The following is a 25549-nucleotide window of genomic DNA, read 5'->3' as shown; positions in this document are numbered from 1 at the left end:
CACCCCATGAACTTCCCCATTCAGAAAACCGACGCCGAGTGGCGCGAACTGCTGGCCGCCAAAGGCGCCGAGCCACGCGCTTTCGACGTGACCCGCCACGCCCACACCGAACGGCCCTACACCGGCAAATACGAGCAGGTGTGGGCCGACGGCAGCTACCACTGCGTCTGCTGCGGCAACACGCTGTTCGACGCCAAGACCAAGTTCGACGCCGGTTGCGGCTGGCCGAGCTTCTCGCAGGCACTGCCCGGCGCCATCACCGAAATCACCGACCGAACGCACGGCATGGTGCGGGTGGAAACCGTGTGCAGCCAGTGCGGCGCCCACCTGGGCCACGTGTTCGACGACGGCCCAACCGACACCGGCTTGCGTTACTGCATGAACTCGGCTTCACTGGAACACTCACCCAAGAAGGACACGCCATGAAAGCCAGCACCATCCTGCAGACCATCGGGAACACGCCGCACATCCGCATCCAGCGGCTGTTTGGAGACGCCACACAACAGGTGTGGATCAAGTCCGAGCGCAGCAATCCGGGCGGCTCCATCAAGGACCGCATTGCCTTGGCCATGGTGGAAGCGGCCGAACAGACCGGTGCGCTCAAGCCGGGCGGCACCATCGTTGAACCCACCTCGGGCAACACCGGCATCGGCCTGGCCATGGTGGCTGCGGTCAAGGGCTACAAGATCATTCTGGTGATGCCCGACAGCATGTCGGTCGAGCGTCGCCGCCTCATGCTGGCCTATGGCGCCAGCTTCGACCTCACGCCCCGCGAGAAGGGCATGAAAGGCTCGATCGCGCGCGCCGAAGAAATCGTGGCCAGCACGCCCGGCGCCTGGATGCCGCAGCAGTTCAACAACCCGGCCAACGTGGCGGTGCACGTGCAGACCACGGCCGAGGAGATCGCCGCCGATTTCCCCGAAGGTCTGGACGCCATCATCACCGGCGTGGGCACCGGCGGCCACATCACCGGCGTGGCCCGTGTGCTCAAGGCGCGCTGGCCCCAGCTCAAGGTGTTCGCGGTGGAGCCTGCCGCTTCGCCGGTGATCTCCGGCGGTGCGCCCTCGCCCCACCCCATCCAGGGCATCGGCGCGGGCTTCATTCCGAACAACCTCGACGTGAGCGTGCTCGACGGCGTGATCCAGGTCGAGGCCGAGCCAGCGCGCGACATGGCCCGCCGATGCGCGCGTGAAGAAGGCATGCTGGTCGGCATTTCTTCGGGCGCCACGCTGGCTGCCATCGCACAAAAACTCCCCGAGCTGCCGGCCAACGCCGTGGTGCTGGGCTTCAACTACGACACCGGCGAGCGTTACTTGTCGGTGGACGGTTTCCTTCCCGCCTGACCCCATGAAACACCTGAACGACATCCGCCTCTCCATGCTCGACCTGGTCGCCGTGCGCGAAGGGGGCACGGTGGCCGACGCGCTCAAAGTGGCCCTGCGCACCGCACAACATGCCGAATCGCTGGGCTTCACCCGCTACTGGCTGGCCGAGCACCACAACATGAGCGGCATCGCCTGCTCGGCCACGGCCGTGCTGGTGGGCCACATCGCGGGTGGCACCCAGCGCATGCGCGTGGGCTCGGGCGGCGTGATGCTGCCCAACCACGCGCCGCTGGTGGTGGCCGAGGCCTTCGGCACGCTGGCCGAGCTCTACCCCGACCGCATCGACCTGGGCCTGGGCCGCGCGCCCGGCACCGACCCCATGACCATGCGCGCCCTGCGCCGCAACCGAACCGAAAGCGAAGACGACTTTCCGCGCGACGTGGCCGAACTGCAGCACCTGCTGGGCCCGGTGCAACCGGGCCAACGCGTGATCGCCAACCCCGGCAGTGGCACCAACGTGCCGATCTGGCTGCTCGGCTCCAGTCTGTTCTCGGCGCGCCTGGCGGCCGAGCGCGGGTTGCCGTTTGCATTTGCCTCGCACTTTGCGCCACGCATGTTGCTGCAGGCACTCGACGTGTACCGCAGCCACTTCAAACCCTCGGCCCAGTTGGCAAAGCCCTACGTGATCATCGGCGTGCCGCTGATCGCCGCCCCCACCGACGACGAAGCCGAGTTCCTCGCCACCAGTACCTACCAGCGCGTGCTGGGCATCCTCACGGGCCAGCGCGGCCAGCTGCCGCCGCCGGTGCAGGGCTTCATGCAGCGCCTGCACCCCCAGGAGCAAGCCGGCATCGCCGACTTCCTGGCCGCCGCCGTGATCGGCGGGCCGGAGACGGTGCGAGAAGGTCTGCAGGCGCTGGCCCAGGCCACGGACGCCGACGAGTTCATGATCGTGAGCGACCTGTTCGACCCGGCGCTTCGCCTGCGCTCGCTCACCATCACGGCCGAGGCGATGGCAGAGCAGACCGTCAGCGTCCCCGAACCATCTGCATGATCTGCCCTGCGTCCAGCGTCGCAGCCTTCTGGCGGATCTGCGGCAGGTAATGCGTCTGCATCTGCTTGGCCGGACCCAGCAGGTTTTGAAAGGTTTCCTGCAACAGCGCGGTGCTCATGACGCGCCCACCCGCGTAGTAGCGCTTGGCCACCTGACCCAGGGCGTAGGTGGTGGCAAACGAAAACGCCATGCCGGTGGCCGCACCACCGATGCCGCCGATGGCCCGGCCCGCCACCTTGCCGAGCAAACCGCCCAGCAGCTTGCGACCGAATTGCTCGAGGTACTGCGAGGTCAGGCCCACGCCCACCGCTGCGATGAACTCGCGGATGTGGCCCTGGTCCAGCTCCACGCCGTGCGCCTTGCCGATGGCGTAGACCATCTTCACCTGCAGCGGAATGATGGCCATGGACGCCCAGGACTGCGGCAGCAGCTCCAGCGCGCCGTTGAGCAGCGCGTAATTGAGAATGGACTTGTCGAGGTCGGCACCCGACGCGGCGCTGGCCGCCACCACCGGGCCTGCTGCAACGGCAGCGGGTAGCGCCACCGGCACCGCCTTCTCCGCCGCATCCACGATGGCATCCGCCTCACGCTCGAACGCGGCGGCCACCACAGGATCGAGCTTCAGGTGGGCCTTCAGTTCGGCCAGAAAAACCCGCTCGGCATCACTTTGCCGGCCGTCCGCATCACACACGCACACCGCCATCTCGTACGCCAACTGGCGCTGCCCCGCGTCTTCCAGGCTGGACGCCGCATCCAGCAGCGAGACGCGCTTGAGCAGCACGTCCTGCACCACCCGCGCCAGCGCCTGGCCCTCGCTGCCACCCAGCGAGGTCGCCAACTGGCGCACGGTGTCGCGTTCGGTATCGGCCTGGTGCCCATCGGCATAGGCCGCCATCAAGGCAATGGAGAGGATGGCGTGTTGGGAATCGGTGGACATGCGTTTTTTTCCTTGCGACAGATGACAACCCCCATGGAGCTGCGCGGCCACTGAAAAGTTCAGACGCACTGGGCTGCCGGGCGGATCGACGCCTGCGGATCGGCGTCCTAGCCTCGGTGTTCCTCAACCGACTCTGAAGGATCACCATGCCCGGCGCCTACGCACACATCACCCTGGTCCACAGCTGCATCGACGCCACCGCCCGCCATGGCGGCTTGAGCCCGGCCACGGCGCGTGCCGTGACGACCTCGCGCAGCCACGCCGAGTTGGGGGCCGTGAGCCCGGACTACCCCTACCTGGCGGGCCACACCGGGTGGGCCGACCTGATGCATCACGAGGCCACCAACGCCTTGTTGCACGCCGCGCTGCAATCGATCCAGACGCTCGCGGGCGAACCGCGCGACCGGGCGGTGGCGTGGCTGTTGGGCTATGCGTCGCACATGGTGGCGGACATGACGATCCACCCGGTCATCAACGCACTGGTCGGACCCTACGAACAGAACAAGGCCGCGCACCGGGCCTGCGAGATGAACATGGACGCCCAGGCCTTCAAACGGATGGGCCTGGGCGACGTCGGACTGAGCGACCATTTGCTCAGCAACCTGGCCGCCTGCTGCGCGCCCGCCGACCCCACCGAGCTCGACGCGGTGGTTGCCGAGGTGTGGACGCGCGCGCTGTGCCAGGCCCACCCGCAAACCGCGGCCCGCGACACCCCGGCGCCGCGCCTGTGGCACCACGGTTTTCTGCGCGTCATGTCCGCCATTCGCGAAGCCAACCACCTGCTGCCGTTCGCGCGCCACCTGGGTGTGGACGCCGAACTCGACTACCCCGACCCCAAAGACATCGACCCCCGGTACGTGCAGGCGCTGCCGACACCGCTCGGCCCGATGGACTACGACCCGCTGCTGGACCGGGCCATCGACAACGCGAGCCGGTTCTGGGGCGAACTTGACGCCGTGCTCAGCGGCGCCGACCCCCACCGCCTGGATGCCCTGCCGTCGTGGAACCTGGACACCGGCCTGAGCACGGGCGCCATGCCCCAAAAGGTCTACTGGCGCGAGGGGTGAGCGCAGAGCCGATAATCCGTCGATGCGTTTCCTCATCGACTTCTTTCCCATCGCCCTGTTCGTCATCGCCTACAAGATGGCCGACATCTACACCGCCACCGCGGTGTTGATGGCAGCCACGGTGGTGCAAAGCAGCATCATCTACGGCATTGACCGCAAACTGCAGACGCTGCAGAAGGTCACGCTGGTGCTCATCCTGGTGTTCGGCTCCCTCACCCTCTTCCTGCAGGACGAGCGCTTCATCAAGTGGAAACCCACCGTGCTCTACGCGAGCATGGCCATCGTGCTGGCTGCCGCGTTGTGGATCTGGAAGAAGAATTTCCTCAAGCTCCTGCTGGGCAGCCAACTGAGCCTGCCCGACGGCGTGTGGGCCCGGCTCACGGTGGCGTGGGTGGGTTACTTCCTGTTCATGGCGGCCATCAACGCCTATGTGGCGGCCTACTACTCCACCGAAGACTGGGTCAACTTCAAGCTCTGGGGCTATGTCTTCCCGGTGGTCTTCATCGTTGGCCAGGGGCTGTACATCTCGCGCTTCCTCAAGGACGACCCGGTGGAGAAATCGTGAACGACGCTTGCACACCCACCGCGGCGGCCATCGAAGCGCAATTGCGCGCCGTGCTCACCCCCACCGAACTGGAGGTGCTGGACGAAAGTGCGTCCCACGCGGGGCATTCGGGGTCCAACGGTTTGGGCTTTGGCACCCACTTCCGCGTGCGCATCGCAGCGCCCGGTTTTGCCGGCCTGAGCCGGGTCGCCAGGCACCGCCTTGTGTATGATGCGCTGCAAAAATTCACCGACGCGGGACTGCACGCACTGGCCATTGAAATCAAGGCTTGACGCGGTTTTCCAGCCACGGGCTACGTTCTGATACGAGTCTGCCGAACCGAACCGGAACCCGCAGCTCCAACCCTTTTTCAATCCCGAGGAACACCATGAAATTTTCCCGCTCAGCCCTAACCGTGGCCGTGCTTGTTGCCGCTTCCTTTGGCGCTTCCGCCCAGAACATCGCCATCGTCAACGGCAAGGCTGTGCCGACCGCGCGCCTGGACGTGCTGGCGCAGCAAATTGCCGCCAGCGGCCGTCCGGTGGACGACAACGTGCGCGCCCAGCTCAAGGAAGAAGTGGTGCTGCGCGAGGTGTTCATGCAGGAAGCGCAGAAGCGCGGCATCGGCGCCACCGACGAGTTCAAGAACCAGCTTGAGCTGGCCCGCCAGACCATCATGATCCGCGCGCTGTTCGCCGATTTCCAGGCCAAGAACCCGGTGACCGACGCCGACATCAAGGCCGAGTACGACAAGTTCGTCGCGGCCAACGGCGGCAAGGAATACCGCGCCCGCCACATCCTGGTCGAGAAGGAAGAAGAAGCCAAGGCCATCATTGCCTCGCTCAAGGGCAAGGGCAAGTTCGAGGACATCGCCAAGAAGCAGTCCAAGGACCCAGGGTCTGGTGCCAACGGTGGTGACCTGGACTGGGCCGCCGCGGCCAGCTACGTCCCCGAGTTCTCAGAGGCCATGGTCAAGCTCGAAAAAGGCCAGACCACCCCGGTGCCGGTGAAGACCCAGTTCGGCTGGCACATCATCCGCGTGGACGACGTCCGCCAGGCCGAGCTGCCCAAGATGGAAGACATCAAACCGCAGATCGCCCAACAGATGCAACAGCAAAAACTCACCGAGTTCCAGAAGACCCTGCGCGAGAAGGCAAAGATCGAATAACCCGGCCTGTCGGGTTCTGAAGAAAAGCGCGGACCTCCGCGCTTTTTTCGTTTCAGGCCAGCTGCATTCCCAGCCAGATCAGCGCCATCAACACAGGCTGGTGCAGCAGGTAGTAGCTCAGGCTCCAGCGCCCCAGGAACACCAGCATTTTGTGTCCACCCCTGGCCGGCGCAACGCTGCCCAGCCAATGCGGTCGTTCACGAACGGCCCAACGCCCGGCGGCCATGCCCCACCACATGACGCCCAACCAGGGCAACAGGGGAACGTAGTCCTCGGTCTCCGGCTTGCGGCTGATGAGGCCCAGCCAGTTGAGCCAGGGTGTGTTGAGCACCTCCAGCGCGGGAACTGCCTGGATCAAGGCCGGAGCTGCGAATTTGAGTCCGATGGCCAGGCCGCTCAGCAGCCACAGCCACGCGCCCCACCCCGCGGTCAGGCGAACGACGATGAGCATGAGCGCGATGCCGTGCAGCACGCCGAAGTAGATGAAGCTGTTCGGGAAGACCAGCAGCGAACCGGCGGTCACCAGCACCGCCGCGCCGGCCACCTGCAGCCAGCGGCGCCAGAAGCGCGCCCAGGTCTGCCCCTGGTGCACCGCCACCGCCTGGGAGAGGCCGGCGGTGAACAAGAACAGGCTCACGATGGCAGTGCGCTGCCAGGTCCAGAACGGGTCACGGTAGAAGTCTTCGCGGATCAGGCGAAAGAAGTTGAGGTCGAAGCAGAAGTGGTACGCCGTCATCCACAGCATGGCGACGGCGCGCAGCAGGTCGATGCGGTCCAGGCGTTGCGTCATGGTCGCGTTCGTGGACACGTCAGGCACGGCGCTGGATGTCCAGCAGGATCTGGCTGAGCGCCGCTGGCTCGCTGACCATGGGATCGTGGCCGGTGGCCATCTCCACCACGTTCCACCCGGGCTCGGCGCGCACCCGCACCCGCGAGGGCGCGATGGTGGCCAGCGCCGGCTGGGTGCAGTCGATGAAGGTGCGCGGCACGGCCGCCACCCGCTCGGCGTCGAACGGCAGCGGCTGCTGGTACAGCTTGAAGGGCTGGGGTGTCTGGCGTCGGTTGACCCAGTCGCGGTCGGCGCCGCTCAGGCCGAACAGGCTGGCATCGGGCGGCGGAAAACTCAGGCCACCGCTGGCCTGCGATGCCGCGATGCGGGCCTGTTTCGTTTCCTCCGAGTGGTGGCTGCTCCAGCTGTCACCGGGGTACGGCAACGCGGCGTCCAGGTACACCAGGTGCGCCAGCAGCCCGGGGTGGCTGGCTTGCAGGCGATCGGCCACGCCGGTGATCACCATGCCCGCGTAGCTGTGCCCCACCAACACCACTCGCTGCAGTTCCTCGGCTTCGACCAGACCGATGACGTCCTGAACGTGGGTGTGCAGATCGATGGTGGGCGCCATCAGGTGGGCGCGTTCACCCACCCCGGTCAGCGTGACGGCGTGGCAGTCCACGCCCGCACTGCGCAGCAGCGGCAGCACCCGACTCCAGCACCAGGCACCGTGCCAGGCGCCGTGCACAAGCACGATGGAGGTCTGTGTGGGGTTGGCGGCTTCGGTCAAGGCTGGTCTCCGGTGGTGGTGATCGCCACCGGATTCTGCCCTGAGGGCGGTGCGCCGTCAGATGTAGGCGTTCGGCTGAGGCACGTGCCGCATGTGCAGCGACAAACCGAGCGCAGCCATGTGGTTGCTGTTGCGGCCCAGAATGGTTTCGGACAGCGGCAGGAACTCTGCTTCCTCAAAGCCGGCGTGGGCCGCATACGCGGCCACAAGCTGGTGCAGATCCTCCACATCGAGGTCGGCGTCTTGCCCCTTGCCCACGCGCTTGAGTGCCTTTTCGAGACTTTTCCAGAGCGTCTCGATGGCGCGGTGTTCGTTGGTCAACCGCTCGGTCATGGCCCGCACACGCTCACGCTCGGCGCCGGGCTGGGCGCTGGCGAGCACGGCCGGAAACAGGTCGCGCTCTTCGTCCAGGTGGTGCTCAAAGATCGCTTCGCGGAAGAACGACAGCGAGTCCGCTGCGATCTGGCGCGCCTGGGCCGCGGGCGCCAGCAGCGCAGGCAGCGCATCCAGCGATTGCAGGCGTTTGAGGATGCCGACGTGGCAATCGGTGAAGGTGGTCAGGGGCGCGTCGGCCTGTGTGGGGGCGTCTGTGCCTGGGAGTGTGGTGGTGCTCATGCGGTCTCCTCGCGGTTCACCGGGCAGTGCCCGGCGGGTGCCGCCAGTCTAGGCAGACCACAACCGCGTGCCTTGACACAGGTCAAGCGCTGCGGGATCAGCGGTGCGCCACCAGCTCGAAGAGGTCTTTCTCGATCTCCCGGCTGTTCGCACTGATCACGCGCCGCTGCATCTTCACGTAACGCTTGACCTCGGGCGCGTACCAGACCAGGTAGTGGATGCGCACCGGCTCGATGGAGGCCAAGGTCGAGCCCCCGGTGGCACTGCGGCTGCTCCAGACCTCGACCTTGAAGGCCTCGAAGCGGCCACCCGGCACATTCACCGTCTCGCGCCCGAGCACCTTGGCCTGCGAGTACCACTGACCCCAGGTGTCCACGTCCGGGGTGGCGAAATCGCTCAGCGGACCCAGGGTGCCCAGGTCGCGGAAGGCGCCCAGATAGGGGCTGTACTCCAGACCGATCTGTTCCCATTTCAGGAACGCGGGGCGGCTGCCGATGGCGCGGCGCGAGTCGCCCAGGACGCGCGCCTCGGCGTCGGCGCGCAGGACGTCGGTCACCAACCCGTCGCGCACCGACTGCACCGAAATCACGATGTCGCGGCGCGGGCTGGTGGGCCATTTGCCGCTGGTGCGGTAGGTCCAGCTCTCACCGGGGCGGGGCAAGGCGGCGTTGACTTCGCGCGCCACCTCGGGTGCACGCTCCGGCACCGCAGCGACCGTGGCAGGCGCCGGCGCCGCTACTTCCATCGGCTGTGGACGTGTCACAGCGACCTGCTGGGTGGGCCGGGGGGTCGACGGTGGAGCCGCTGTGGCCGGGTTCGCGGCGGGGCGCGGACGGGTCGGTGTGGCGGCCACGGTTTCCGGGGCTGTCACCACCGGCGTCGCCGCCAGCACAGCAGGCTTCGCTGGAGGCGCCGCCGCGGTCACAAGAGCCGGCGCGGCAGCGGGTGCAGGTGCAGGCGACGGCACCGGTGCGGCGGCGACCACCACCGGCGCTCCGGGCGCCCGGGCAGCCTCGGCGGTGAGCAGGGTCGTGGAGGCGACCGCGGGCGCGGGGTCTTCATCACCGGGCCAGACGGCCCAAAGACCGAGTGCGAGCGCGCCGGCGCCCAGCCCCTCCCAGCGCAACCGCCCGTCGCTGCGGGTCGGGGTCACGGCGGTTGAGTGGGTCGAGCCCACAAGTGCCTGGGTTTCGCGGGGCGTGTCCACCGTGGCAGCGGGCCGCGTGATGCCGGCGTCCGCGCGTTTGCCCAGCATGGTGGTGAGCGCCAGGATCAGTTCGCGCGTGGACGCCTCCCACTGTTTGTGGCTGATCTCGATGGCCTGGCGCCGCGCCAGCGGCTTGAGTTCGGCGGGCAGTTCTTCACTTCGCGGCATGAGGGCGCCACCCACGAGCACCGGCACCACGCGGATCTCGCGCTCCAGTGCCACGCTGGTTTCCAGGCGCACAAAGTCGTGGGGGTCGTCGAGCCGCCGGCGCGCGGCGGCATCGGTGGTGCTGAGCCATTCGTCTCCGATGACAACAATGAGCACCTTGCAGGAGCCCACCGCCTGTTCGATGGCGGTGACGAAGTCGGTGCCGAGTTCGATCCCCGCCACATCCATGAACACCTGGTCGGCGCCGAAGTGGGCCGAAAGCCGGTCGTACAGCCGTCCGGCGTAACCGGCCGAGTCGTCCCTGCGGTAGCTGATGAAGATCCCGTCCATGTGGCGAAGACCCCAGGTTTCACCGCCAATCGGAGCGGTGTCCAGTGCCGGACCTGCAAGCACCAGGATCCGACCGGATCATTCTAGGACGCTGCCCCGGCGTGTGCCATCCCCACCCGGGGGATCCGCGCCTCAGGCGGGCTGGGGCTTCTTGCCGCGCAGGCGTCCGATGAAACCCACCACCAGCAGCACCACCGCACCGGCCACCACACCCACCAGCGCACCGGCCAGGCTGGTCACCACCGGCGCCACCCAGCCCAGCGTGGCGGCGAAGTCCTCGATGCCGTGGCCCACTGCGGGCACGCCATGCACCAGGATGCCACCGCCCACCAGGAACATGGCGGCGGTACCGACCACCGAGAGTGTTTTCATGAGCCAGGGCGCAGCGGTGAGAATGCCGCGGCCGATCGCCTGCTTCCAGCTGGCCACCTGCTGGTTCAGGTACAGGCCCAGATCGTCCAGCTTGACGATGCCGGCCACGAGACCATACACGCCCACCGTCATGAGCAGTGAAATGCCCACGAGCACCGCGACACGCTGGCCCATGCTGGCCGCGGCCACCGTGCCCAGGCTGATCACGATGATCTCGGCCGAGAGGATGAAATCGGTGCGCACGGCACCCTTGATCTTCTCTTTCTCGAAGGCCACCAGATCCACGTTTTTGTCGGCCACGGCCTGCAGCAGCTTCGCGTGCTCGGCCTCGTCTTCGGCCTTGTGGGCGCCGAACGCGTGCACGAGTTTTTCAACGCCTTCGTAGCAGAGGAAGAGTCCACCGAGCATGAGCAGCGGTGTGATGGCCCAGGGCGCGACCACGCTGATGAGCAGCGCCGCCGGCACCAGGATGGCCTTGTTGATCATCGAGCCCTTGGCCACCGCCCACACCACCGGCAGCTCGCGGTCGGCCTTCACGCCGGTGACCTGCTGGGCGTTGAGCGCCAGGTCGTCACCCAGCACACCGGCCGTCTTCTTCACGGCCAGTTTGGTCATCACGGCCACATCATCCGCGGCGGCAACCCCCTGACGCGCGGCCACCTTGGTCATCACCGCAACGTCATCGAGGATGGCGGCAATGTCGTCGATCAACAAAAGCAAGCTGCTGGCGGCCATGGGTAGGTTCCTTGGGAGTGGGTGGTGTCAGCGCACAGGCCAGACGGATGGGAAAAGGGGATCGTCGAGCGTGGCGCCCTCGGGCAGACGCCCGGCCAGGCCGGGAAACTGAGGCGAGGTGCGCCAGGGCCGCGGCGCGTGGCGCGCGTCGTCACCCAGGTAGCGGGCGGAAAAAACGCGCCGCCGCTGCCCCGGACCGACGCCGCTGGAAGCGTGCAGGCTGAGCATGTGAAAGGCCACGCAGTCGCCGGGCTCCAGCGCCCACGCCAGCTGGCCAAAACGCTCGGGCTCGGCTTCGATCGCGGGCAACTCGGCGAGCGCGCCTTCAGGAAACCACTTCGCCTGCTGGTCGCGGAAGGTGCGCGGCATGTACCAAATGCCGGCGTGCGAGCCTGCGACGAAGCGCAGCGTGCTCGCCATCGGCACCGGGTCGACCGGAATCCAGAAGCTCACGTTCTGGCGACCACTCACGTTGTAGTAAGGCTGGTCCTGGTGCCAGGGCGTGGGCTGACGCGTGCCCGGCTCTTTCACCAGCAGGTGGTCGTGGTAGATCCGCGCGCCGCGGCTCTGCATGAGCTGGGCGGCGATGTGCGGCAGAGCGGAATCGCACAGGATATGCTGGTACGCCGGGTTGTCCTGCCAGGTGCAGAAGTCTTCAACGAAGCGCCCCGGGTCATCTGTCTCACTGGCCACCAGTGCGAGCGGACTCAGGTGCGCCAGGTTGTGTTCGATGCCGCGTTCGAGCTGGGCGAGCTCGCTGGCGTTGAACACGCCGCGCAACACCACGGCGCCGTCTGCCGTGTAGGCCTCGACCGTCGCGGCGTCCAGTGCGTGCGTGCGCGCCATCTCACCCCACCCACCGGCGCGCATTGCGCCAAAGCTGCATCCAGGCGCTGTGAGCCGACGGGTCCTGGTCCGTCCAGCTCATCTGGATGTTGCGGAACACGCGCTCGGGGTGCGGCATCATGGCCGTGAAGCGGCCATCCAGCGTGGTCACGGCCGTGAGGCCGCCCGGGCTGCCGTTGGGGTTGAACGGGTAGGCCTCGGTGGCCGCACCCGTGTTGTCGGTGAAGCGCATGGCGGCGATCGCCTTCGCCGCATCGCCGCGGTGATGGAAGTTGGCGTAGCCCTCGCCGTGGGCCACCGCAATCGGCAGGCGGCTGCCCGCCATGCCTTGCAGGAACAGGCTGGGCGATTCAAGCACTTCCACCATCGACAGACGTGCTTCAAAGCGCTCGCTCTGGTTGGTGGTGAAACGCGGCCAGGCCTCGGCGCCGGGAATGATGTCGGCCAGCTCGGCAAACATCTGGCAGCCGTTGCACACGCCCAGGCCAAAGGTGTCGTTGCGGGCGAAGAAGGCTTTGAACTGGTCGGACAGCGCCGGGTTGAAGGTGATGCTGCGCGCCCAGCCGATGCCCGCGCCCAGCGTGTCGCCGTAGCTGAAGCCGCCGCAGGCGACCACGCCCTTGAAGTCGGTCAATTTCGCGCGGCCGCTCTGCAGATCGGTCATGTGCACGTCGTAGGCCTCGAAGCCGGCCTGGGTGAAGGCATAGGCCATCTCCACATGCGAGTTCACGCCCTGCTCGCGCAGGATGGCGACCTTGGGGCGGGAGAGATGCAAGGCGGGTGCGGAGAGGCCCTCACCCCTGCCCTCTGCCAGGGTGGGAGAGAGGAAGACATGCAGGCCCGGGTCGTCGGGGCGCCCGGCGGCCGCGTGTTCGGCGTCGGCGCAGGCCGGGTTGTCGCGCTGCTGGTTGATCTTCCAGCTCACGCTGTCCCAGACCTGGTGCAAATCAAAAAGGCTGGCCGAGAACACGGCCTTGGTATCGCGCCAGACCTGCAGCTGGCCTTTGCCGGCATCCATGGCAGAGGACGCGGGACGGGTCTTGCCGATGAAGTGGCTGTGTTTGCTCAATCCATGCTCGCGCAAGGTCTGCATCACCGCGTTGCGGTCTTCGGTTTTCACCTGCAGCAGCACGCCCAGCTCTTCGCTGAACAGGGCCTTGAGCGTGAGCTCCTCGCGCCGCGCGCTCACCTGGCCGGCCCAGTTCTTGGCGTCGCCCATCTCGGCGCGGCTGTCGCTGATGCCGTCGCCTTCGGTCACCAGCAGGTCCACGTTGAGCGCCACGCCCACGTGGCCGGCAAAGGCCATTTCGGCGGCAGCGGCCAGCAGGCCGCCGTCACTGCGGTCGTGGTAGGCCAGGACCTTGCCTTCGGCGCGCAGCGCGTTCACGGCCTTGACCAGGCTGATGAGGTCCTGCGCTTCGTCGAGGTCGGGCGCTTCGCCACCGCCCTGCCCCAGCACCTGGGCCAGCACGCTGCCACCCATGCGGTGGCGGCCTTTGCCGAGGTCGACCAGCACCAGCGTGGTGTCTTCCAGCGTGTTGTTCAACTGCGGCGTGAGCGTGCCGCGCACGTCGCCCAGCGTGGCGAAGGCGCTCACGATCAGGCTGACCGGCGAGGTCACCTTTTTCGTGTCAGCACCCTCTTTCCACTGCGTGCGCATGGACAGGCTGTCCTTGCCCACGGGAATCGAAATGCCCAGCGCGGGGCAGAGTTCCATGCCCACGGCTTTCACGGTTTCGTACAGCGCGGCGTCTTCGCCCGGCTCGCCGCACGCGGCCATCCAGTTGGCGGAAAGCTTCACGCGCGGGAGTTCGATCGGCGCGGCCAGCAGGTTGGTGATGGCCTCGGCCACCGCCATGCGTCCGGAGGCCGCAGCGTCCAGCGCGGCCAGCGGCGTGCGCTCGCCCATGCTCATGGCCTCGCCCGCAAAGCCCTGGAAGTCGGCGAGGGTCACGGCGCAATCGGCCACCGGCACCTGCCAGGGGCCAACCATCTGGTCGCGGTGGCTCAGGCCGCCCACGGTGCGGTCGCCGATGGTGATCAGGAACCGCTTGGAGGCCACGGTGGGGTGGCTGAGCACGTCGATCACGGCCTTCTGCAGGTCCACGCCGGTGAGGTCCAGCGGTGCGGGTGCGCGCGCCACGGTCTTCACGTCGCGGTGCATCTTGGGTGGCTTGCCGAGCAACACGTTCATCGGCATGTCGACGGGGCTCTGCCGGCCTTCGTCGGCCAGCACCAGCTGGCGCTCCTCGGTGGCCACACCGATCACGGCAAACGGGCAGCGTTCGCGCTCGCAGAAACCCGTGAAGACCGGCAGCGATTCGGGCGCAATCGCCAGCACATAACGCTCCTGGCTTTCGTTGCACCAGATTTCCTTGGGCGCGAGGCCACTTTCTTCCAGCGGCACGGCACGCAAATCAAAGCGCGCACCGCGGCCCGCGTCGTTGGTCAATTCGGGAAAGGCGTTCGAAAGGCCGCCCGCACCCACGTCGTGGATCGCCAGGATGGGGTTGTTCGCGCCTTGCTGCCAGCAGTGGTTGATGACCTCCTGCGCCCGGCGCTCGATTTCGGGGTTGCCACGCTGCACGGAATCGAAGTCGAGCGAGGCGGCGTTGGTGCCGGTGGCCATGGAGCTGGCCGCGCTGCCGCCCATGCCGATCTTCATGCCCGGGCCGCCGAGCTGGATCAGCAGCGAGCCGGCGGGGAACTCGATCTTCTGTGTCTGCGTCGCGTCGATCACGCCGACACCGCCGGCGATCATGATGGGCTTGTGATACCCGCGCTGCACGCCGTCCACCTGCAACTCGTACTCGCGGAAATAGCCCAGCAGGTTGGGCCTGCCAAACTCGTTGTTGAAGGCCGCGCCACCGAGCGGGCCCTCGGTCATGATCTGCAGCGGGCTGGCGATGTGTTCGGGCTTGCCGCCGGGTTGGTCGCTCAGGCCGCCCCAGAGCTTGCCGACGGTGAAACCGGTCAGGCCCGCCTTGGGCTTCGAGCCCCGGCCCGTGGCGCCCTCGTCGCGGATTTCACCGCCCGCGCCGGTGGAGGCGCCAGGGAATGGGGAGATGGCGGTGGGGTGGTTGTGGGTCTCCACCTTCATCAGCACGTGGTGGGTGGCGGTCTCCGCCACATACGCCGGCGACGCATCGCCACCGGAGCGCGCCACGAAGCGTTCAACCACGCTGCCTTCCATGATGGAAGCGTTGTCGGAATACGCCACCACCGTGTGCTGGGGTGCCAGCTGGTGCGTGTGGCGGATCATGCCGAACAGGCTCTTGTCCTGCGCCACCCCGTCGACGGTGAACTGCGCGTTGAAGATCTTGTGGCGGCAATGCTCGCTGTTGGCCTGCGCGAACATCATGAGCTCGACGTCGGTCGGGTTGCGCTTCAAACCGGTGAACGCAGCGACCAGGTAGTCGATCTCATCATCGGCCAGGGCCAGGCCCCAGTCGGTGTTGGCCCGCTCCAGCGCACCACGGCCACCGCCGAGCACATCGACCTGCTCCATGGGAGACGCGTGCAGCTCGGTGAACAAGGCCTGGGCCTGCGTGCGGTCGAGCGAGACGTTTTCCGTCATGCGGTCGTGCAGCAGGTCGGCCACGGCTTGCAGTTGCTCCGTGGACAGGCTGGCCTTGCCCAGCAGGCCGCTCTTGAGCTGCAGGCGGAATTCGACCAGGCGCTCCACCCGGTGCAGCGCCAGGCCGCAGTTGTGGGCGATGTCGGTGGCCTTGGAAGCCCAGGGCGAGACCGTGCCCAGGCGCGGCATCACCAGCAGGGCCGGGGCGCCGGCGGCTTCGAGCTTGAGGTGGGCCCCGGTGGCGGGCTCACCATAGGTCAGCAGTTCACCCACGCGCGCCACGGTGGCCGCGTCGGGCTCGCCGTCGAAGGCGGCAAGGTGCACGAAGCGGGCCGAGAGGCCGGTGATCTTGTCTGAGAGGGCTGCCAGGCGGGGCAGGAATTGCTGGACTTTGAAGTCGCTGATGGCATTGCCGCCATCGAAAGTGCGCAGGTGCAGGGACACGTTGGGAGCCTGAGGTGCGTAGACCCGGGGGGTGGGCGGAGTGGCGATTTTACCCGCGCGGCCCGCCCAGTCATCGCCACCGATACCCTGCGCCGCAGGGGCCGGTGGGATAATCTGCGCCCATGAGCATCACCTACAAAGACGAAGCGGGCATCGAAGGCATGCGGGTGGCTTGCCGCCTGGCCTCCGAAGTGCTGGATTACCTCACGCCGCTGATCCAGCCCGGCGTGACCACACTCGAGATCGACCGCCTCGCGGCCGAGTTCATGAAGCAGCAGGGCACGGTCTCGGCCACCATCGGCTACCAGCCCAGCGGTTATCCGCCCTACCCCGGTCACCTGTGCACCTCCATCAACCACGTGGTGTGCCACGGCATCCCGAACGAGAAACCGCTCAAGAAGGGCGACATCCTCAACGTGGACGTGACCGTCATCAAGGACGGCTGGTTTGGCGACAACAGCCGCATGTACATGATCGGTGGCGAAGCCGCCTGTTCGGTGCAGGCGCGCCGGCTGACCCAGGTGACGTACGAGGCCATGTGGAAAGGCATCGTGATGGTCAAGCCCGGCATCCGCCTGGGCGACATCGGCCACGCCATCCAGACCTTTGCCGAAAGCAATGGCTTCTCGGTGGTGCGCGAGTTCTGCGGACACGGCATCGGCCAGAAGTTCCACGAAGACCCACAGGTGCTGCACTACGGCCGCCCGGGCACACTCGAAGAGCTCAAGCCCGGCATGACCTTCACGATCGAGCCCATGATCAACGCGGGCAAGCGCGACATCAAGGAAGCCGGCGACGGCTGGACCATCGTCACGCGCGACCGTTCGCTCTCGGCCCAGTGGGAACACACGGTGCTCGTGACCGAAACGGGCTACGAGGTGCTCACACTTTCAGCCGGCAGCCTGGCGCCGCCGGCGTTTGTGACGCAGACCGCCGCCGTGGCCGCCTGAGCCGATGGACCCGCTCCTGGCGCCTGCGGGCGACATCGGCGCGCTGCGCCAGCGCTACCGTGACGACAAAACCGCTCTCTTCGCGCTGCTGCGCGACCAGGGTGCCTCCACCCGGGGCGTGCGCCAGGCGCTGCAGCAGCTCTCGCGCCTGACCGACCAGACCCTGCGCGAACTCTGGAACCAAGCCGGCTTCGGCACCGGTTTTTCGCTGATTGCCGTGGGCGGCTATGGCCGCGGTGAGCTGTTCCCCTTCTCCGACGTGGATGTGCTGGTGCTGCTGCCCGACGGTGCCTTGCCCGACGAAGACGCCGAATTGAAGAAGCAGCTCGAAAGCTTCATCGGTGCCTGCTGGGACCTGGGCCTGGAGATCGGCTCCAGCGTGCGCTCGGTGTCCGACTGCGTGGAAGAGGCGGCCAAGGACGTGACGGTGCAGACCTCCATGCTGGAGAGCCGGCTGATCTGCGGCAGCAAGAACGCCTTCAACCGTCTGGTGACGCAGCTCGGCGAGGCCATGGACCCCAAGGCCTTCTTCGTCGCCAAGACGCTGGAGATGCGCCAGCGCCACACCAAGTACGAGAACACGCCGTATTCGCTGGAGCCCAACTGCAAGGAATCGCCCGGTGGCCTGCGCGACCTGCAGATCATCCTGTGGGTCTCCAAGGCCGCCGGCCTGGGGCGCAGCTGGGACGACCTGGCCCGCAAAGGCCTGGCCACGCCGCTGGAGGCGCGCCAGATCAAGGCGAACGAAGCCCTGCTCAGCCTGATCCGCGCCCGCCTGCACCTGCTGGCCAACCGGCGCGAAGACCGCCTGGTGTTCGACCTGCAGACCGCCGTGGCCGAGTCGTTCGGTTTCAAGGCGCAGGTGCCAGCCGTCATCACGGCTGGCCCGCCCGGGGCGCCGCATGTGGCCCCCACGGCCAAGGGCACACGCCGCGCGAGCGAAGCGCTCATGAAGCGCTACTACTGGGCCGCCAAGGCCGTGACCCAGCTCAACCAGATCCTGCTGCTCAACATCCAGGAACGCCTGCAGGACGACATGGCCGGCGTGGACCGCCTGCGTCCCTTGAATGCGCGTTTCTTCGACAAGGGCGGCATGCTGGAGGTGGCCAGCGACGACCTGTACGTGCAGCAACCCCACGCCATCCTGGAAACCTTTCACATCTACCAGACCACGGTGGGCATCAAGGGTTTTTCAGCACGCACGCTGCGCGCGCTCTACAACGCCCGGCCGGTCATGAACGCGAAGTTCCGCGCCGATCCGGTGAACCGCGCGCAGTTCTTGCAGATCCTGCAGGAGCCCGAAGGCATTACGCATGCGCTGCGCATGATGAACGAAACCTCGGTGCTGGGGCGCTACCTCTGGGTGTTCCGCCACATCGTGGGCCAGATGCAGCACGACCTGTTCCACGTGTACACGGTGGACCAGCACATCCTGATGGTGCTGCGCAATGTGCGCCGCTTCTTCATCGCCGAGCACTCGCACGAGTATCCGTTCTGCTCACAGCTGGCGGCCGGCTGGGACAAGCCCTGGATCTTCTACATCGCGGCCATCTTCCACGACATTGCCAAGGGCCGCGGCGGTGACCACTCCGACCTGGGTGCCAGGGACGTGCGCACCTTTTGCCGCCAGCACGGCATCGACCGCGAAGACAGCAAGCTGATCGAATTCCTGGTGTCCGAACACCTGACCATGAGCCGCATGGCGCAGAAGGAAGACCTGAGCGACCCCGACGTGATCGCCGCCTTTGCCCAACGCGTGGGCAACGAACGCTACCTCACCGCGCTGTACCTGCTCACCGTGGCCGACATCCGCGGCACCAGCCCCAAGGTGTGGAACGCCTGGAAGGGCAAGCTGCTGGAAGACCTGTACCGCTACACGCTGCGCGCCCTGGGTGGCCGGGCGCCGGACCCGGGTGCGGTGATCGAGGCCCGCAAGCGCGAAGCGCTGTCCATGCTGGCGCTGCACGCCCTGCCACACATGGCGCACAAGGCGCTGTGGGACACGCTGGACGTGAGCTACTTCATGCGCCACCAGGCCGACGAGATCGCCTGGCACACCCGTGTTCTCACGCGCCAGATCAACCAGACGGCCACCAAGGCCGCCGGCAAGCCGGCGCCCGAAGGCGAAGCCGCCGTGGACCGCTGCATCGTGCGTGCCCGCCTCTCACCCGAAGGCGAAGGCCTGCAGGTGCTGGTGTATGCGCCCGACCAGAACGACCTGTTCGCCCGCATCTGCGGCTACTTCGACAGCTCGAACTTCAGCATCCTGGATGCGCGGGTGCACACCACGCTCACCGGCCATGCGCTCGACACCTTCCAGGTGGTGGCGCCTTCGCTCTCCGACCACTACCGCGAGCTGATCGCCATGGTCGAGAACAATCTGGCGCAGACCATCGACGAGTGCGGACCCTTGCCCGCCCCCATGAAAGGCCGTCTCTCGCGCCGGGTGAAGAGCTTTCCCGTGACACCCCGCGTGGATCTGCGGCCCGACGAGAAAGCCCAGCGCTGGCTGCTCTCGGTCTCGGCGAGCGACCGGGCCGGCCTGCTGTATGGCATTTCACGCGTGCTCGCGCGCTACGACATCAACGTGCAGTTGGCCAAGATCACCACCCTGGGTGAAAGGGTGGAAGACACCTTTCTCATCTGCGGCGCCCAGCTGCAGATGAACAAGCGTCAGATCGAGATCGAGACGGAACTGCTGGAAACGCTCGAGGGTTGAGGTTCTCAGCACCGCACCGGGTTGCGGCAGTACTGATCCAGTTCACGAACGGTGGATTGACGCAGAACGGCCTGCTTCGCATGCGGCCCCACTTCCAGGCTCAGCTTCATTTCGTACTTCTTGAAGAAGTCGTCGAACAACTCGCCTCCCAGTGTGCCGGTGGCAGTGAGCTGATCGGACTTCGCGTCGTGCTCCAGCAGCACGGCGCACAGCGGCTGCTCGGCCGGCCCACTGAGCACCTGGGCACCGCGCGCCGGGTCGTACTGGCTGTGGTCGGCGCAGCAGTGGATGAGGTCGTTGCCCTTGCTTGGCGTCTGCGGGTTCACCGCCGCACCCTTGCGAAAGCTGATGAAGCTCAGGTCTTTGGTGGGATACACCAGCTTGTGCGCGCAGATGGCAGAAAACGCCACCAGGCTGCGCCGGGGCCCCACGCCGCCAGGCCACTCGTAGGGCTGTTTGTCGCGCGTGACCAGTTGGGTGGCTGCAGCAGCCTTGCCCAGATCGAGCAGGAACACCGGCGTGGCCTCGAACGGGTAGTGAAAAACGTAGTTGGTCTGAGCCCGCAGGCTCGCGGCCTTGAGCGGTTTGCCCAGCGCGTCGACCAGCAGCACGCGGCCATGGCTGCGGGCTTGGGCGTCAAGCGCCCAGGTGTTGCCGGCCAGCGTGGCGGCCAGCGAGCCGGCACCCAGAGCGCAACTTTCCACAAATTCACGACGATCCATCGGTAGACCCCGCTGCGTTGAAAGACGAGCCACAACCGTGACTGGTTGAACAGTGAAACGCATCGGCGGGCGCGGTGTCAACCGCTGCGGACATGTCCCAGCCCACCCAGGGGACAAGCCAACCTGACACACAGGCTCCCTGTGTGCGACTTCGTTCACGGAATTCCGTCACTGCGGGCTTGTTTGCCCGGGGGCTGCATCCGATACAGGTTGGTTAGCGTAGTTACAGTCAGGATCGCTTAAGTTTTCTCCAACCGTCCTCCATCTCGAGAAGGTCGCTCATGTTTTCGTCAGCCGTATCGCTCCCCTTCCCCGCCGCCCGTTTTTCACGTCCGTTTGTGCGCCATGCTGTGGGACTTTTGCTGCTCGGCGCAGGTCTGTGGGCCAGCCAGGGGACCGCTCGCGCCGCGACCACCGGCACCGTGGTCGAGGCGATCCAGTTGCCCGCCTGGGTCGAGCGCAACGGCCAGCGACGTGCGGCAGAGCCCGGCGTGCAATTGCGCGCCACCGACAAAGCCATCACCGCCGGCAACGCCCGCATGCTGCTGCGCATGTCCGACCGCAGCACGATCAAGCTCGGCGAGAACTCCGAATTTGTGATCGAGAGCCTGGCGGTGCGCCAGCCACAGGCGGCAGGCCCCTCCGAACTTTCGGCCACGCTGCGCCTGGTCACCGGCGTGTTCCGCTACGCCACCGACTACAGCAGCAAGGCGCTGGGCAACAAACGCGACATCAACCTGAAGATGGCCACCGCCACCGTGGGCATTCGCGGCACCGATTTCTGGAGCATGTCCGACGCGGCGCACGACGCCGTGTGCATGTTTGAAGGCAAGGTCGAGGTGGTGCGTGACGCCAAGCCCGGTGTCATGCTGGAGAAACCGGGTGCGTTCTGGGTTTCCTTCACCGGTGAGCCCGAAAAACCCGCGGGTCAGGCCACGCCGGACCAACTGGCCAAGTTCATTGGCCAGGCGGAGATGCAGCCCGGCCAGGGCATCGTGTTGCAAGGTGGTCAATGGCGCGCCGTGGCGGGCCTGATGCCCAGCGGCGTTGCGGCCAACGCACTGCGCACCAACTTGCAGGCCGCTGGCTATCCCGCCGAGGTGATGGCCAAGGACGGCAAATTCGAAGTCCGCATCAACCAGCTCGCCACGCGTGAAGACGCGGAAGTGGTGTTGAAGCGGTTGCAGGCCAACGCCGCGCTGGGCGTGACCGACGGCCGGGTGGCTTTGGCCACGCGCTGAAATTCACAGCTGGAGCTGCGCCCAGGCCTTGTCCAGCCGTTTCACGCTGACGGGTTGGGGCGTGCGCAACTCCTGCGCAAAGAAGCTCACGCGCAGCTCTTCGAGCAGCCAGCGCAGCTCCTGCAGGCGCGCGTCCTGCACCCCCTTGCGCTCTGCGACGAGGCGCCAGAAACGCTGGTCTTGCGGGCGCAACTCGGCGAGCCGTGAAGCATCGCGCGCCGGGTCGGCACGCAGTTTGTCCAGCCGCAACTGCACCGCCTTGAGGTAGCGCGGCAGATGCTGCAACTGGGCATAAGGCGTTTGCAGCAAAAACTTCCTGGGCACCAGCCGCGCCAGCTGCTGACCCACGTCGGTGGCCACATCGGCCGCCGGTTTGCTGTCCTTGAGCTTGCGCGCAGCGGCAGCGTATTCGGTGAGGATGGTGCCCGCACTGCGCGAGATCTCGCTGGCAATCAGTGTGAGCCGCCCTCTTCCTTCGTCCACGCGCTGTTTGAACGCGGCTTCGTTGGTGGGCAACGGCTCGGCGAGAAAGGCGCGGTCCAGCGCGAGTTCGAGGATCTGCGTGCGCAGTTCTTCCAGCGTGCCGCCGCCGCCCGACTCCTTGCCCACCTGCATGTAGGACGCGGCCATGGTTTGCAGCCCGGGCAGGTTTTTCTCCAGGTATTTGAGCGCATCGCGGATCTGCAGCGCGCACAGGCGGCGCAGGCCTTCGCGGTGGCGGGCCTTGGCCACGTCGGGTTCGTCGAACACTTCCAGGCGCACCGCATCACCGTCGTCGATGAGCGCGGGAAAACCGATCAGCGATTGCTGGCCCTTGCGGATCTCCATGAGTTCGGGCAATTCGCCGAAGTCCCAGGTGGTGTGGCGCTGTGCGGCGCTTGCGAGCTTGGCCCCGTCTCCCTTTGGGAGAGAGTTGGGGTGAGGGCTTTGTGGGCGCGCCGAGCCCTCAACCTGCCCTCTCCCAGAGGGAGAGGGTGAAGACCGGTCGCCGGCAGCGGACAGCGAGCCCAACTTGAGCGACGCCAATGCCTGAAACGCCCCCCGCGCCTGGCTGCCCAGCTCGGCCTTCAGCGCTGCCAGGCTGCGGCCCTGGCCCAGCTGGCGGCCGTGCTCGTCCACCACACGCAGGTGCATGAAGTGGTGCGGGCTGAGCATGTCGACCTTGATGTCGTTGCGCTGGATGTCCAGCTGCGTGGCCTCGCGCACCAGTTTCAACAGCGCGTCCATCAGGTTGCCGGCACCGAACGCGGCGGGTTCGCACAGCGACTGCGCAAACCGCTCGGCCGTGGCCGGCAGCGGCACCAGGCGCGAACGTGGGCGCTGGTGCAGCGTCTTGAGCAGCGCCAGCAGCTTGTCCTTGAGCATGCCGGGCACCAGCCAGTCGCAGCGGTCGTCGCTGGCCTGGTTGAGCGCGAAGATCGGCAGCGTCACCGACAGGCCGTCGCGCGGGTCGCCGGGCACGTGCAGATACTCGCAGGCGCAGTCCACACCGCCCAGACGCAACGTCTTGGGAAAGGCCTGCGTGGTGATGCCCGCCGCCTCGTGGCGCATGAGCTCTTCGCGCGTGAGCAGCAGCAGCTTCGGGTTGCGACGCACCTCGTCCTGGTACCAGCGCTCAAACGCGGCGCCGTTGCAGACGTGCGCGGGGAGCTGCTGGTCGTAGAAGGCGTAGATGAGTTCGTCGTCGACCAACACGTCTTGCCGGCGCGACTTGTGTTCCAGCTCGGCCACCTGTTTCACCAGCTTCTGGTTGGCGCCGAGAAACGGCAGGCGTGTCTCCCAGTCCCCGGCCACCAGCGCTTCGCGTATGAAGATGGCGCGTGCACCCACCGGGTCCACCCGACCGTAGTCGGTGCGCCGGTTGCTGTAAACCACCAGGCCATAGAGGGTGGCGCGCTCCAGCGCCGTCACCTGGGCCGATTTTTTTTCCCAGTGTGGATCGAGCAGCTGCTTCTTGAGCAGGTGCGGGCCCACCTGCTCCAGCCACAGCGGTTCGATGGCGGCGATGCCGCGGCCAAACAGGCGCGTGGTCTCCACCAGCTCGGCGCAGACGATCCAGCGCCCGGGCTTCTTGCTGAGGTTGGCGCCCGGGTGACGGTAGAACTTGATGCCGCGCGCACCCAGGTACCAGTCTTCCGCTTCGCTCTTCTGGCCCACGTTGCCCAGCAGACCGGCCAGCATGGCCAGGTGCAGCTGTTCGTAGCTCGCGGGCGCGGTGTTGATCTGCCACTTGTGCTCGGCCACCACGGTGTGCAGCTGGGTGTGGATGTCGCGCCACTCGCGCACGCGGCGCACGTTGACGAAGTTCTCGCGCAGCAGGTTCTCGTACTGGCGGTGGCTGAGCTTGTGGTCCTTGCCGTGGCCGCCCTTGCTGTCTTCCAGCCATTTCCAGAGCTTGAGCGTGCCGCTGAACTCGCTTTTCTCGTCGTCGAACTTGGCGTGCGCCTGGTCGGCCTGGGCCTGTTTGTCCAGGGGGCGGTCGCGCACGTCCTGCACGCTCAGGGCAGAAGCGATCACCATCACCTCGTCGAGCGCACCGCGCTGCTGCGCTTCCAGGATCATGCGACCCACGCGCGGGTCCAGCGGCAGGCGCGAGAGCGTCTGGCCGATCGGCGTGAGCTCGTTGTTGTCGTCCACCGCGCCGAGCTCGGCCAGCAACTGGTAACCATCAACGATGGCCCGCTTTTGCGGCGCCTCGATGAAGGCGAACTCTTCCACCGCGCCCAGGCGCAGCGCCTTCATGCGCAGGATCACGCCCGCCAGCGAACTGCGCAGGATCTCTGGGTCGGTGAACCTGGGGCGGGCGTTGAAACCGGCCTCGTCGTACAGGCGGATGCAGATGCCGTCGGCCACGCGGCCACAGCGCCCGGCGCGCTGGTTGGCCGCCGCCTGGCTGATGGGCTCCACCATGAGCTGCTCCACCTTCTGGCGGAAGCTGTAGCGCTTCACACGCGCGGTGCCCACGTCGATCACGTTGCGGATGCCGGGCACCGTGAGCGAAGTCTCGGCCACGTTGGTCGAGAGCACGATGCGCCGCCCGCCGTGCTCCTGGAAGATGCGGTCCTGCTCGGCTTGCGAGAGCCGCGCGAACAGCGGCAACACCTCGGCGTTGCGCAGCGTGGGGATGTGGCTCAGGTGCTTGCGCAGGTGGTCGGCGGCTTCGCGGATTTCGCGCTCACCAGGCAGGAACACCAGAATGTCGCCGCCAGCGGGACCGCGCCAGAGTTCGTCCACGGCATCGGTGATCGCGCTGTTGAGGTCGTAATCGCGGCTCTCTTCAAACGGGCGCCAGCGCACCTCCACCGGAAAGGTGCGGCCCGAGACCATGAGCACCGGCGCCGGGCCGTTTTTTGAGGCGAAGTACTGCGCGAAGCGGTCGGCGTCGATGGTGGCCGAGGTGACCACCACCTTGAGGTCGGGCCTGCGCGGCAGCAGCTGGCGCAGGTAGCCCAGCAGGAAGTCGATGTTCAGGCTGCGCTCGTGCGCCTCGTCGATGATGATGGTGTCGTAGGCGCGCAGGTCGGGGTCGGTCTGCGTCTCGGCCAGCAAGATGCCGTCGGTCATGAGCTTGACGGAGGCGTCCTTGGAGAGCCGGTCCTGGAAACGCACCTTGAAGCCGACCACATCGCCCAGCGGGGTCTTCAGTTCTTCGGCGATGCGCTTGGCCACGCTGGAGGCGGCAATGCGCCGTGGCTGCGTGTGGCCGATCATCTGGCCGCGCTGGCCTGGCTTCGCATTGCATTTGCCGCGCCCCATCGCGAGCGCAATTTTCGGAATCTGGGTGGTCTTGCCGGAGCCGGTCTCACCACAGACGATGACCACCTGGTGCTCGCGCATGGCGGCCTCGATCTCGTGCCGGCGCGCCGAAACAGGCAGCGCGTCGGGAAATTCGATGCGCAGTGGCTGGGCCGGCCGGGGGGCGATGGGGGAATTGACAGCGTCGTTCACGGCGGTATTATCGCAGGGCAC

Annotated in this window: 20 protein-coding genes; 10 read left to right on the top strand and 10 right to left on the bottom strand. The window is 66.8% G+C overall.

The features are described from left to right. Positions 1 to 6: 6 nt before the first annotated feature. From msrB to BSY239_RS08235, 3 genes are read left to right on the top strand one after another with little or no spacing between them, the layout of a single operon-like run. Positions 7 to 426 carry a peptide-methionine (R)-S-oxide reductase MsrB gene (msrB, locus tag BSY239_RS08245; protein WP_069046415.1) on the top strand — a complete coding sequence of 140 codons (420 nt, stop codon included), beginning with the start codon at positions 7 to 9 and terminating at the stop codon, positions 424 to 426. Next, positions 423 to 1343 (top strand): cysteine synthase A, encoded by a 921-nt coding sequence (gene cysK, locus BSY239_RS08240; protein WP_069046414.1) that lies wholly within the window; start codon positions 423 to 425, stop codon positions 1341 to 1343. The genes msrB and cysK overlap by 4 nt, the downstream gene beginning before the upstream one ends. A gap of 4 nt (positions 1344 to 1347) precedes the next feature. After that, entirely contained in the window at positions 1348 to 2379 is a 1032-nt protein-coding gene (locus BSY239_RS08235) for an LLM class flavin-dependent oxidoreductase (protein WP_069046413.1), read from the top strand. Here BSY239_RS08235 and BSY239_RS08230 read toward each other — a convergent pair. Further along, positions 2354 to 3316, bottom strand: a complete 963-nt coding sequence (locus BSY239_RS08230) for a YcjF family protein (protein ID WP_069046412.1) — start codon at positions 3314 to 3316, stop codon at positions 2354 to 2356. The genes BSY239_RS08235 and BSY239_RS08230 overlap by 26 nt on opposite strands. A 146-nt stretch (positions 3317 to 3462) precedes the next feature. On the opposite strand from BSY239_RS08230, the gene BSY239_RS08225 reads away from it, so the two are divergent. From BSY239_RS08225 to BSY239_RS08210, 4 genes are all read left to right on the top strand, one after another. Continuing rightward, positions 3463 to 4383: a zinc dependent phospholipase C family protein gene (locus tag BSY239_RS08225; protein WP_069046411.1), complete on the top strand. Its 921-nt coding sequence runs from the start codon at positions 3463 to 3465 to the stop codon at positions 4381 to 4383. Positions 4384 to 4405: 22 nt separating this feature from the next. Further along, a complete protein-coding gene (locus BSY239_RS08220) occupies positions 4406 to 4948 on the top strand; it encodes a septation protein A (RefSeq protein WP_069046410.1) in 543 nt (180 codons plus the stop codon). Further along, complete coding sequence (locus BSY239_RS08215) at positions 4945 to 5220, top strand: BolA family protein (RefSeq protein ID WP_083239881.1); 276 nt, start codon at positions 4945 to 4947, stop codon at positions 5218 to 5220. The genes BSY239_RS08220 and BSY239_RS08215 overlap by 4 nt, the downstream gene beginning before the upstream one ends. A gap of 95 nt (positions 5221 to 5315) precedes the next feature. Continuing rightward, the gene (locus tag BSY239_RS08210; RefSeq protein ID WP_069046409.1) at positions 5316 to 6095 is read left to right on the top strand and encodes a foldase protein PrsA; all 780 of its coding nucleotides are present in this window, start codon (positions 5316 to 5318) and stop codon (positions 6093 to 6095) included. 52 nt (positions 6096 to 6147) lie between these two features. On the opposite strand, the gene BSY239_RS08205 is transcribed toward BSY239_RS08210, so the two are convergent. From BSY239_RS08205 to purL, 7 genes are all read right to left on the bottom strand, one after another. Continuing rightward, a complete protein-coding gene (locus BSY239_RS08205; protein WP_069048871.1) occupies positions 6148 to 6885 on the bottom strand; it encodes a DUF1624 domain-containing protein in 738 nt (245 codons plus the stop codon). Between the two features lie 19 nt (positions 6886 to 6904). Continuing rightward, on the bottom strand, positions 6905 to 7654 hold the full coding sequence (locus BSY239_RS08200; RefSeq protein WP_069046408.1) for an alpha/beta fold hydrolase: 750 nt from the start codon (positions 7652 to 7654) through the stop codon (positions 6905 to 6907). Positions 7655 to 7711: 57 nt separating this feature from the next. After that, a complete protein-coding gene (locus BSY239_RS08195) occupies positions 7712 to 8269 on the bottom strand; it encodes a hemerythrin domain-containing protein (protein WP_069046407.1) in 558 nt (185 codons plus the stop codon). 97 nt (positions 8270 to 8366) lie between these two features. Beyond that, entirely contained in the window at positions 8367 to 9974 is a 1608-nt protein-coding gene (locus tag BSY239_RS22700) for a toll/interleukin-1 receptor domain-containing protein (protein WP_069046406.1), read from the bottom strand. 132 nt (positions 9975 to 10106) lie between these two features. Next, complete coding sequence (locus BSY239_RS08185; protein WP_069046405.1) at positions 10107 to 11081, bottom strand: DUF808 domain-containing protein; 975 nt, start codon at positions 11079 to 11081, stop codon at positions 10107 to 10109. A gap of 27 nt (positions 11082 to 11108) precedes the next feature. Continuing rightward, positions 11109 to 11927, bottom strand: coding sequence for a phytanoyl-CoA dioxygenase family protein (locus BSY239_RS08180; protein ID WP_069048870.1), 819 nt, complete (start codon positions 11925 to 11927; stop codon positions 11109 to 11111). A 1-nt stretch (position 11928) separates the two neighbouring features. Beyond that, positions 11929 to 15948: a phosphoribosylformylglycinamidine synthase gene (purL, locus tag BSY239_RS08175; protein ID WP_069046404.1), complete on the bottom strand. Its 4020-nt coding sequence runs from the start codon at positions 15946 to 15948 to the stop codon at positions 11929 to 11931. A gap of 122 nt (positions 15949 to 16070) precedes the next feature. Between purL and map the strand changes: the two genes are divergently transcribed. Both map and BSY239_RS08165 read left to right on the top strand, forming a co-directional pair. Then, positions 16071 to 16898 (top strand): type I methionyl aminopeptidase, encoded by an 828-nt coding sequence (gene map, locus BSY239_RS08170; protein WP_069046403.1) that lies wholly within the window; start codon positions 16071 to 16073, stop codon positions 16896 to 16898. 4 nt (positions 16899 to 16902) lie between these two features. Further along, entirely contained in the window at positions 16903 to 19617 is a 2715-nt protein-coding gene (locus BSY239_RS08165; protein ID WP_069046402.1) for a [protein-PII] uridylyltransferase, read from the top strand. 5 nt (positions 19618 to 19622) lie between these two features. Here the strand turns inward: BSY239_RS08165 and BSY239_RS08160 are convergent, their stop codons facing one another. Next, entirely contained in the window at positions 19623 to 20339 is a 717-nt protein-coding gene (locus BSY239_RS08160) for a (2Fe-2S)-binding protein (RefSeq protein WP_083239880.1), read from the bottom strand. A gap of 281 nt (positions 20340 to 20620) precedes the next feature. Here BSY239_RS08160 and BSY239_RS08155 point away from each other — a divergent pair, with 281 nt between their 5' ends. Next, a complete protein-coding gene (locus BSY239_RS08155) occupies positions 20621 to 21580 on the top strand; it encodes a FecR family protein (RefSeq protein WP_083239879.1) in 960 nt (319 codons plus the stop codon). Positions 21581 to 21583: 3 nt separating this feature from the next. On the opposite strand, the gene hrpA is transcribed toward BSY239_RS08155, so the two are convergent. Further along, entirely contained in the window at positions 21584 to 25528 is a 3945-nt protein-coding gene (hrpA, locus tag BSY239_RS08150; protein WP_236944160.1) for an ATP-dependent RNA helicase HrpA, read from the bottom strand. Positions 25529 to 25549 lie beyond the last annotated feature (21 nt).

This window comes from Hydrogenophaga sp. RAC07 (assembly GCF_001713375.1).
Lineage (GTDB): Bacteria > Pseudomonadota > Gammaproteobacteria > Burkholderiales > Burkholderiaceae_C > Hydrogenophaga.
Note: the sequence above shows the minus strand (reverse complement) of the source record. Positions and strands in the feature narration are given on the sequence as shown.